Source organism: Micromonospora sp. ATA51 (genome assembly GCF_016802855.1).
Lineage (GTDB): Bacteria > Actinomycetota > Actinomycetes > Mycobacteriales > Micromonosporaceae > Micromonospora > Micromonospora sicca.
This window is the reverse complement of the sequence record NZ_JAEVHJ010000286.1, coordinates 1-8,821: the sequence shown is the minus strand read 5'-3', so window position 1 is coordinate 8,821 and position 8,821 is coordinate 1. Positions and strand designations below refer to the sequence as shown.

Annotated in this window: 8 protein-coding genes and 6 pseudogenes; 9 read left to right on the top strand and 5 right to left on the bottom strand. The window is 74.3% G+C overall.

Going from position 1 to position 8,821, the window contains the following annotated elements:
- Positions 1–281: pseudogene (locus JNW87_RS30150) on the bottom strand (2-phospho-L-lactate guanylyltransferase); the annotation flags it as partial.
- Between the two features lie 114 nt (positions 282–395).
- Here JNW87_RS30150 and JNW87_RS30145 point away from each other — a divergent pair.
- The 8 genes and pseudogenes from JNW87_RS30145 to JNW87_RS30110 form a co-directional block, all read left to right on the top strand.
- On the top strand, positions 396–1,121 hold the full coding sequence (locus tag JNW87_RS30145; protein ID WP_238454831.1) for a 1-acyl-sn-glycerol-3-phosphate acyltransferase: 726 nt from the start codon (positions 396–398) through the stop codon (positions 1,119–1,121).
- Positions 1,122–1,176: 55 nt separating this feature from the next.
- Entirely contained in the window at positions 1,177–2,184 is a 1,008-nt protein-coding gene (locus tag JNW87_RS30140; RefSeq protein ID WP_109805130.1) for an NAD(P)H-dependent glycerol-3-phosphate dehydrogenase, read from the top strand.
- 7 nt (positions 2,185–2,191) lie between these two features.
- Positions 2,192–3,295 (top strand): annotated as a pseudogene (locus JNW87_RS30135) (cystathionine gamma-lyase); the annotation flags it as partial.
- Positions 3,296–3,542: 247 nt separating this feature from the next.
- Positions 3,543–4,334 carry a putative protein N(5)-glutamine methyltransferase gene (locus JNW87_RS30130; RefSeq protein WP_109805132.1) on the top strand — a complete coding sequence of 264 codons (792 nt, stop codon included), beginning with the start codon at positions 3,543–3,545 and terminating at the stop codon, positions 4,332–4,334.
- Between the two features lie 183 nt (positions 4,335–4,517).
- Positions 4,518–5,037: pseudogene (locus JNW87_RS30125) on the top strand (ROK family protein); the annotation flags it as partial.
- 40 nt (positions 5,038–5,077) lie between these two features.
- Positions 5,078–5,653, top strand: a complete 576-nt coding sequence (locus JNW87_RS30120) for an IS607 family transposase (protein WP_238454830.1) — start codon at positions 5,078–5,080, stop codon at positions 5,651–5,653.
- Positions 5,650–5,769: pseudogene (locus tag JNW87_RS40930) on the top strand (helix-turn-helix domain-containing protein); the annotation flags it as partial. The gene JNW87_RS30120 and the pseudogene JNW87_RS40930, both read left to right, overlap by 4 nt.
- A gap of 186 nt (positions 5,770–5,955) precedes the next feature.
- Positions 5,956–6,153, top strand: a pseudogene (locus tag JNW87_RS30110) (ROK family protein); the annotation flags it as partial.
- Between the two features lie 48 nt (positions 6,154–6,201).
- Here the strand turns inward: JNW87_RS30110 and JNW87_RS30105 are convergent.
- Together JNW87_RS30105 and JNW87_RS30100 are read right to left on the bottom strand one after the other, a co-directional pair.
- Positions 6,202–6,387 (bottom strand): DUF397 domain-containing protein, encoded by a 186-nt coding sequence (locus tag JNW87_RS30105; protein WP_109800837.1) that lies wholly within the window; start codon positions 6,385–6,387, stop codon positions 6,202–6,204.
- A gap of 5 nt (positions 6,388–6,392) precedes the next feature.
- The gene (locus JNW87_RS30100) at positions 6,393–7,238 is read right to left on the bottom strand and encodes a helix-turn-helix transcriptional regulator (RefSeq protein WP_238454829.1); all 846 of its coding nucleotides are present in this window, start codon (positions 7,236–7,238) and stop codon (positions 6,393–6,395) included.
- A gap of 294 nt (positions 7,239–7,532) precedes the next feature.
- Here JNW87_RS30100 and JNW87_RS30095 point away from each other — a divergent pair, with 294 nt between their 5' ends.
- Complete coding sequence (locus tag JNW87_RS30095) at positions 7,533–7,763, top strand: hypothetical protein (RefSeq protein WP_109800835.1); 231 nt, start codon at positions 7,533–7,535, stop codon at positions 7,761–7,763.
- 4 nt (positions 7,764–7,767) lie between these two features.
- Here the strand turns inward: JNW87_RS30095 and JNW87_RS30090 are convergent, their stop codons facing one another.
- Both JNW87_RS30090 and JNW87_RS30085 read right to left on the bottom strand, forming a co-directional pair.
- Positions 7,768–8,529, bottom strand: coding sequence for a 26S protease regulatory subunit (locus tag JNW87_RS30090; RefSeq protein ID WP_238454828.1), 762 nt, complete (start codon positions 8,527–8,529; stop codon positions 7,768–7,770).
- Positions 8,499–8,821, bottom strand: a pseudogene (locus JNW87_RS30085) (ATP-binding protein); the annotation flags it as partial. The pseudogene JNW87_RS30085 and the gene JNW87_RS30090, both read right to left, overlap by 31 nt.

The window sequence follows — 8,821 nt, the reverse complement described above, 5'->3', positions numbered from 1 at the left end:
GCCGCGGCGCGCGCCGGAAGGCCCCGTTCACGCCCGCCGTCCGGCGCGTCCGGCACGATCCGGGCGCCCGCCGCGGCCAGCTCCGCCGCCGCGCTGGCGTCGTCGGTCACCACCAGGACCTCGGCCACCGCCGGGCAGGCCAGCACCGCGCGGACCGTGTCGGCCGCCAGAGCCAGCGCCAGCTCCTCATGCGGTACGCCCGGCAGCGCGCCCCGCAGGCGGCTCTTCGCCGCCGGGAGACGCTTCACCGGCACCACTACGGTCCAGGTCGGCTCAGCCACGTGACAATCCTGCCAGTTGGGCGGCGGTACCCTCACTGGCCGGACCCGCGGCGAGCAGGCATGATTTCGTCGCGGGACGTGGGCGCGCGGGTCGGGGCACGACGAGGAGGCAGGGTGACACGGCGAAGGCTGGGATTCTGGCAACGGTTCGCCGTGGTGCTGGTCAAGCCGGTGATGACCGTCTGGACCCGGCGCGCCTGGCGCGGCGCGGAGCAGCTGCGCCGCCCCGACGGCATCATCATCGTCCCCAACCACATCTCGCACGCCGACCCGCTGGTCTCCGCGCACTTCATCCACGACGCCGGGCGCTGGCCGCAGTACCTGGGCAAGGCCAGCGTCTTCCGGGTCCCGGTGATCGGCTGGATCCTGCACCGGTGCCAGCAGATCCCGGTGGAGCGCGGCACCGTCGACGCGGTCAAGTCGCTGGACAAGCTGGTCGCCGCCCTGGCCGAGGGCGGCGCGGTGGTGATCTACCCGGAGGGGACCACCACCCGGGAGCCCGAGCTGTGGCCGATGAAGGGCAAGACCGGGGCGGCCCGGCTGGCGCTGGCCACCGGCGCGCCGGTGATCCCGCTGGCGATGTGGGGGCCGGAGAAGCTGTTCGACCCGCGAACCACCCGGTTCGGCCTGCGGCCCCGGATCCCGGTGACCGTGGTCGCCGGCCCGCCGGTCGACCTGAGCCGCTGGGCGGGCGCCACGCCGACCAGGGCGGTCCTGGAGGAGATGACCGACACCATCATGCTGCGGCTGCGCGACATGGTCGCGGAGATCCGCGGCGGCACACCGCCACCGCTCTGGGCCCGTCCCGCCCGTCCGCGTGAACCCGAGGTGACCGAATGAACCGGCTCAGTGTCGTGGTGCCGCTCGGCGGCGTCGAGCGCGGGGAGGCGACGGCATGACCGGCCACGTGGCGGTGCTGGGCGCCGGGTCGTGGGGCACCGCGTTCGCCAAGATCCTCGCCGATGCCGGCCGGGACGTGACGATCCTGGCCCGGCGGCGGGCGGTCGCCGACGCGATCCGGTCCCGGCGGCACAATCCGGACTACCTGCCGGACGTGCGACTGCCGGAGCGGGTCACCGCGACCGGGGACGCCGAGGAGGCCATCGCCGGGGCCGAGGTCGTGGTGCTCTCCGTCCCGTCGCAGACCCTGCGCGGCAACCTGGCCGGGTGGACCGGTCACCTCGGCCCGGACGCCACCCTGGTCTCCCTGATGAAGGGGATCGAGCTGGGCACCACCAAGCGGATGAGCCAGGTGATCACGGAGACCGCCGGGGTGCCCGCCGACCGGGTGGTGGTGGTCTCCGGCCCCAACCTGGCCCCCGAGATCGCCGCCGAGCAGCCGGCCGCGACCGTGGTCGCCGGCACCGACGCCCGGCGAACCGCCCTGGTCCAGTCGTCGATCCGGACGCCGTACTTCCGGCCGTACACGAACGACGACGTGATCGGCTGCGAGCTGGGCGGCGCCGTCAAGAACGTGATCGCCCTGGCGTACGGCATCGCCACCGCGATGGGCTTCGGCGACAACACCCGGGCGATGCTGATGACCCGGGGGCTGGCCGAGACCGCCCGGCTGGGCGTGGCGCTCGGCGCGGACCCGATCACCTTCGCCGGCCTGGCCGGCATGGGCGACCTGGTCGCCTCCTGCTCGTCGCCGCTGGCCCGTAACCGCACCTTCGGCGAGCACCTCGGCCGGGGCGAGACGCTGGAGCAGGCGCAGGCCGCCACCCGGCAGACCGCCGAGGGCGTGAAGAGCTGCCTGGCCATCCGTGACCTGGCCCGGGCGCACGGGGTGGAGATGCCGATCACCGAGCAGATCGAGCGGATCTGCCACGAGGGGATGGACCCGCGGCTGGCCGTGGACGCCCTGATGAGCCGGACCGCGAAGCCCGAGTCGTACGAGTGAGGCGGCCATGACCGAGTGGGGGGACGGCACCCGTAGCGTCCACGCAGGGCTGCCCGAGCCGCAGCCGGGGCAGCCGTTCCTGCCCGGACCGGTCTTCGCCGCGCCGTACCACCTGGACCCGTGGCGGGGGCCGGCGGCGACGCCGAACGGGTACGGCCGTCCGGACAACCCCACGCGGCGGCTGCTGGAGGCGGCCATCGGGGACCTGGAGGGCGGGGACTGCCAGGTCTTCGCCAGCGGCCAGGCAGCCATCACCGGGCTGCTGCTGGCCGTGCTGCGCCCCGGCGACACCGTGCTGCTCCCCGCCGACGGGTACTTCCCGGTCCGGGCGTTCGCCACCGCCACCCTGGAGGGCGTCGGCGTCCGCGTCGGCTTCGTGCCGACCGCCGGGCCGTACCCCTCGTTCGACGGCGTACGGCTGGTGCTGCTGGAGACCCCGGCGAACCCGGGCCTGGACGTGGCCGACGTGCCGGCGCTGGCCGCCCGGGCCCACGCCGCCGGTGCCCTGGTCGCGGTGGACAACACCACCGCCACTCCGCTCGGGCAGCGGCCGCTGGACCTCGGCGCCGACGTGGTGGTCGCCTCCGGCACCAAGGCACTGACCGGCCACTCCGACCTGCTGCTCGGGTACGTGGCGACCCGCTCCGCCGCGCTGATGGAGCCGGTGACCGCGTGGCGGACCACCACCGGCGGGGTGCCCGGGGCGTTCGACTGCTGGCTGGCCCACCGTTCGCTGGCGACCATGGACCTGCGGCTGGCCCGGCAGTCCGCCAACGCCGAGGCGCTCGCCCGGCTGCTCGCCGACCGCGCCGACGTGACCGGCCTGCGCTGGCCCGGACTGCCCGGGGACCGGGCGTACGCGATCGCCTCGGTCCAGATGCGACGGATGCCCGGGGTGCTCTCGTTCGACCTGGGCGACGCCGACCGGGTGGCCCGCTTCCTCGACGCGTCCCGCCTCGTGGCCGCCGCCACCTCGTTCGGCGGCCTGCACACCACCGCCGACCGGCGGGCCCAGTGGGGCGACGACACGGCTCCCGGCTTCGTCCGGCTCTCCTGCGGAATCGAGGACCCCGCCGACCTGGTGGCCGACGTCGCCGCCGCGCTCGACGCCAGCCGGCCTGACCGGCCCGGTCGGCGCCCGGACGGCCGGACACCAGCCTGCCGCCGTGGCCGGGACGCCGGGACGGACGGATGCCCCTGGCTCCGCTATCGTGACGGGCAGCCACGGCCCGCGCGGGCCCCGACCGGAGGAGGCGAGACCGATCCACCACCAGAGGAACGCCGCTCCCTCCGAGCCCGCGCCGCCCCAGGGTTAGGCGACGCCGGGAGCGCCGACGAGCGTCTCCCGGAGGCATGCCATGGCACCGACCCTGTTCTCTCCCGACCGTCCCGCCCTCGTGCAGCGGCTGCGCGCCGCCGGCTGCGTCTACGCCGAGGACGAGGCGGAGCTGCTGATCGCCGCGGCCGACTCGACCGCGGCGCTGACCGACCTCGTCGACCGCCGCGTCGCCGGCCTGCCGCTGGAACACCTGCTCGGCTGGGCCGAGTTCTGTGGCCTGCGGGTGGCCGTCGACCCCGGCGTCTTCGTGCCGCGCGGGCGGACCGCGCTGCTGGTCGCCGCCGCCGCGGCGCTGGCCGGTCCCACGCCCGCCGTGCTGGACCTCTGCTGCGGCTCCGGCGCCGCCGCCCTGGTGCTGCACGGCCGGCTCGCACCCCGCTGGCTGGCCGCCGCCGACATCGACCCGGCGGCGGTGGCCTGCGCCCGGCGCAACCTCACCCCGCTGGGCGTGCCCGTGTTCGAGGGGGACCTGTTCGCGCCGGTCCCACCCGAGTGGCGCGGCCGGCTCGACCTCGTGTTGGCCAACGCCCCGTACGTGCCGAGCGCGGCGGTCGCGCTGATGCCGTCGGAGGCGCGGCTGCACGAGGCCCCGGTGGCGCTCGACGGCGGCGTGGACGGGCTGGCCGTGCTGCGCCGCGTGGCCGTCGGCGCGGTGGATTGGCTCGCCCCGGGTGGACACCTGGTGGTGGAGATCAGCGAGGGACAGGCCGACGCGCTCTGCGCGGAGTACGCCGCTCTCGGCCTGGAGCCGACGGTGGTCCGCGACGACGACCTCGACGCCACCGCCGTCACTGCCCGCCGACAGCGCTGACGAACCCGCGCTGACGGGCCGGGGCCGCCGCCGTCCTGCCGCCCACCGCACTGCCGTCCGCGCGCCGTCTGGTGCGGGCGGTTCGCGGGGTGGGCCACGGGTGTCGGGTGAGTGGAGAATGGCGGGACGGTGAACGTGGCTTAGCCTCGGGTCGGGACGGAATTGGCGGGAGGCGGTGGCGGGGTGGGCAGCGCGGGTCTGCCGGTGGTGGTGGGTCTCGACAACGGCGGGGACCAGCAACAACGCGACGGTCCTGAGCGTCGACGGCCGGTTCCTGGTGGACGGTCTGGTGGAGATCCGGAGTCAGGTGCAGGCCGGCCCCGAGGCGGCGATCGAGGCGTTGGCCCGGGCGCTGGACGGGGTGCTGGCGCTGACCGGCGTGCCCCGCGAGCTGGTCCGCGCCGTCGGCCTGGACACCCCGGGTCCGGCGAGCGCCACCGGGGTGATCTCCTTGCGCGGCTCGACCAACTTCTCCCAGCCCGCCTGACAGGGATACGACTTGCGCGGCGCGTTGGAGCGCCGGCTCGGCCTCCCGGTGATCTACCACAACGACGGCAGCGCGGCCGCCCTCTACGCCCGCGACGTGTACTTCGGGGCGGACGCGCTGCGCTGCTCCTCGGTCGCCGCCATCGTCGGCACCGGGCTCGGCGGTGGGGTGGTGGAGAGCGGGCGGGTCGTCTCCGGGGCCGCCGGGATGGCGGGGTTCCAATAGTTGCCTTGGCAGTGCGCGATAGTGTGCAGCGGTGAACTTGAAGGAGTGGGCGAAGCGGGAAGGGGTCCATCCGGTAACGGCGTATCGCTGGTTTCGGGAGGGCAAGCTGCCGGTGCCCGCTCGCCGGGTCGGTGGTCTGATCCTGGTGGAGCAGCCCGCCGGCCTGGCCCGGGCCGAGACTGTGGTGGTGTATGCCCGGGTGTCCTCGGCGGACCGACGCGTTGACTTGGACCGGCAGGTCGCCCGGGTCACTGGGTGGGCCACCGGGCAGGGCCTTGCGGTGGCGCGGGTCGTGACTGAGGTCGCCTCGGCGTTGGACGGCGGCGGTGAGAAGCTCCTGGCGTTGCTGCGCGATCCGGCGGTGACCACGATCGTGGTGGAGCACCGGGACCGGTTCGCTCGTTTCGGTGGCGAGTACGTGGAGGCCGCGTTGGCTGCGCAGGGGCGTCGGTTGCTGGTGGTCGATCCGGCCGGGGTGGACGACGACCTGGTCAGTGACGTGACGGAGATCCTGACCTCGCTGTGCGCCCGGTTGTACGGGCGCCGGGCGGCGGCGTCCCGGGCCGAGCGGGCGGTGGCCGCCGCGACCGCGGGTGATGCCGGGTGAGGCGGTATGAGGCCCCTGCGGGTTGGACGGTGCAGGCGTACAAGTTCGCTCTGGACCCGGCCGACGAGCAGAGCCTGCGTCGGCACGCCGGGGCGGCCCGGTTCGTCTTCAACCACATGCTCGGCCGGCTCGCGGCGGTGAATGCCCAACGCCTGGCGGAGGCGTCCTACGGGGTTGCCGAGGCGGACCTGACGCCGTGGCAGGGCTGGTCGCTGCCGGACCTGCGGCGCACCTGGAACCACATCAAGCAGTGGGTGGCGCCGTGGTGGCGGGAATGTTCGAAGGAGGCGTTCAACACCGGCCAGGCGGCGCCGGAGTTCCGCGACTGGTTCCTCGCCACGGTCGCGGAGCACACCGTGGTCCGCGCCGAGCAGGCCGCCGTCGCCACCTTCGAGCTGGTGCCGGACCGGGACATGGCGGGGGCCCGCGGGGTGGCCATCGCGGCGCTGGAGACCCTGCTTGCGGGGTCGCCGGCGGCCGGCCCGGTGGTCGCCGGCTGACCACCGTCGCGGCCGGACCTGAGCGTTACGCGCGGGGGCCGGGCGGCGTCAGTCGCGGGGCGGCGCGCCGGTGAAGGCCGCCCAGGCGGCCGGGGAGAAGACCAGCGTCGGGCCGGTGGGGTCCTTGGAGTCGCGGACGGCCACGGCCGCCGGGAGGACGGCCATCTCGACGCAGGCGCCCTCGTCGCCGCTGTGGCTGCTCTTGCGCCAGTGGAGGCTGTTCGTGGATCGCATCGGTTCTACCTTCCCTTGAGGAGTTGGACCAGCTGGTCCCGGCTGTCCGCCGGGCTCAGCGCCACGGCCCGGAGATGTTCCATGATCTTGGTGCAGGTCCGCAGGTCACCCGGCCGGTCGAGGACCATCTGCCCGGCCACCGTCTCCACCGAGGCGATGATCGGGTCCTCGGGGTCGGCGAACTCCAGGATGTGCAGCGAACCCCGGGTGCCCCGGTGGTAGCCGGCCGTCAGGGGGATCACCTGCACGGTGATGTTGGGCAGCTCCGCCATCTTCAGCAGGTGCCGTAGCTGGCCCTCCATGACGGCCCGGGCGCCCACCGGGCGCAGCAGCGCGCCCTCGTCGATGATCGCGTCGAGGATCGGCGGGGCGTCGGCGGTGAGCCGCTGCTGCCGGTCGAGTCGCAGGTGGACCCGCTGCTCCACCTGCTCGTCGCTGAGGGTGTGCGGACCGCCGCGCATCACCCCGCGGATGTAGTCGGCGGTCTGCAACAGGCCGGGCACCACCGAGGGTTCGAAGTTGGCGATTCCGGTGGCCTCCGCCTCCAGGGCGATGAAGTCGATGGTCCGGCGGTCCAGCAGGTACGAGTAGGAGACCCACCAGCCGGGCTTACGGGCGTCCTTGGCGAGCTGCACCGCCGCGGCCACCTCGTCGGCGCCGACCCGGTAGAGGGTGAGCAGGGCGTGGACGGTGGCCGGGCTGACCAGCGTCTGCGCGTTCTCGTAGCGGGACAGGGTGCTCCGGGTGCTGTTGATCTCGTCGGCCGCGGCCTCGAGGGTCAGGCCGGCGGCCTCCCGGTGGGTGCGTAGGGCGATGCCGAGCCGTCGGGCCCGTGCGGTCTTCGGAGCCATGCATCGATGGTCGCACATCAACGGGAGGGTGCGCGTGAGAGAAAGCCGATGAGAGTTGCATTCACGCGTGTCCACCTGTCAATCTGTGACGGCGTCCTCACCGCCGGTTGTCGTGGCGACGGTGGTGGTGAGCGACCGGAGGGGATGGGGCGCGCGGCGATCGGGTTTTACTCCCCCACGACCCGATCGCCGCGTGCCCCTCATCCGCAACCGACGGGGAGGGACCCGCATGACGCTGACCGGACGCCACCCCCGGGTGCCCGGACCCGTCCGCCCAGCCGGTGGTGGTCGGCGATGACCCGGTTCCTCGTGGTCCTCACCGACGTCCGGCCGCTGGAAGGGGCGGGCCGCAACGAGCGGACCAGCCCGGAACGACGCCGACAGGTGGTCGGGGCCAGCAGCCGGGAGGCCGCCGACCGGATCGCCGGCGCGTTCATGGCCCTGGGCATGGTGCGCGCCGGCCGGCAGCGGGTGAAGGTGATCGCGGTGGGCCGCCGCGGGTACGTCCGGGAGAGCGTCGCCTGAGCCGTCAGAGCAGCTTGCGCCGCTTCAGGTACGCCACCAGGTCGTCGTAGACGCCACCCTCGTTGGCGAACATGGCGACGTTGCGAGCGGTCGACAGCCAGGGCCGGGTCGACGGGCGGACCTCCTTCAGCGCCCGCTCCAGGTCCCGCTGCTCGATCATCCGGACCTCGCCGCTGCGTACCGAGTCGGCCATCGCGAACTCGGCGGCGGTCTCGCAGAGGTGGGCCAGGTCGGCGCCGGAGAAGTCCTCGGTCGCGGCGATCACCCGGCGCAGGTCGATGTTCGCGATCGGCCGCTGCCGCAGGTGGTACTCCAGGATCGCCGCCCGGGCCTTGGCGTCCGGCGGCAGCACCAGCACCACCCGGTCCAGCCGGCCCGGCCGGCGCAGCGCCGGGTCCACGTCCCACGGGGTGTTCGTGGCGGCCAGCACGAAGACCCCCTCGTTGCTGCCCTCCATGCCGTCCAGTTCGGCCAGCAGCTGGTTGCCCAGCGTCCGCATGGAACTCGACGAGACCTGGGAGCGCTTGTGGCCCAGGGCGTCGACCTCGTCGAGGAAGAGCACGCAGGGCGCGTTGCGCCGGGCCGCCTCGAACAGCTCGTGCAGGTTCCGCTCCGAGTTGCCGATCCACATGTCGAGCACGTCGACGATGGACAGGGAGAGGAACTTCGCGCCCATCTCGCCGGCCACCGCCCGGGCCAGGAAGGTCTTGCCGCACCCGGGCGGGCCGTAGAGCATCAGCCCGCCGCGCAGGCTCTTGCCGTACATCCGGCGCAGCTCGGGGTTGCGCAGCGGCCGAGGAAGGCCAGCTCCAGGCGTTCCTTCACGGCCGTCATGCCGCCCACGTCGGCCAGCCGGACCGTGGCGGACTCCACGTCGTACACCCGGTCGGCCTCGCCGACGACCGGTTCCGGCTCGTCGCCCGCCCGGGCGAAGCGCGGTGGTACGACGTCGGCCAACTCCTGCTCGTACGCGGCCAGCGGGTCGTCCCCGGGCGGCGTCGGACCGGCGGGGGCCGGGCGCGGCGCGGGCGGACGGGCCGGCGCCGCCGCCTCCGGTG

What these genes read in the sequence shown, in the direction of transcription:
- JNW87_RS30140 (WP_109805130.1), top strand. Translation starts at nt 1,177, where the DNA reads ATGACCGGCCACGTGGCGGTGCTGGGCGCCGGGTCGTGGGGCACCGCG.
- JNW87_RS30130 (WP_109805132.1), top strand. Translation starts at nt 3,543, where the DNA reads ATGGCACCGACCCTGTTCTCTCCCGACCGTCCCGCCCTCGTGCAGCGG.
- JNW87_RS30105 (WP_109800837.1), bottom strand. Translation starts at nt 6,387, where the DNA reads ATGCGATCCACGAACAGCCTCCACTGGCGCAAGAGCAGCCACAGCGGC.
- JNW87_RS30100 (WP_238454829.1), bottom strand. Translation starts at nt 7,238, where the DNA reads ATGGCTCCGAAGACCGCACGGGCCCGACGGCTCGGCATCGCCCTACGC.
- JNW87_RS30095 (WP_109800835.1), top strand. Translation starts at nt 7,533, where the DNA reads ATGACCCGGTTCCTCGTGGTCCTCACCGACGTCCGGCCGCTGGAAGGG.
- JNW87_RS30090 (WP_238454828.1), bottom strand. Translation starts at nt 8,529, where the DNA reads ATGTACGGCAAGAGCCTGCGCGGCGGGCTGATGCTCTACGGCCCGCCC.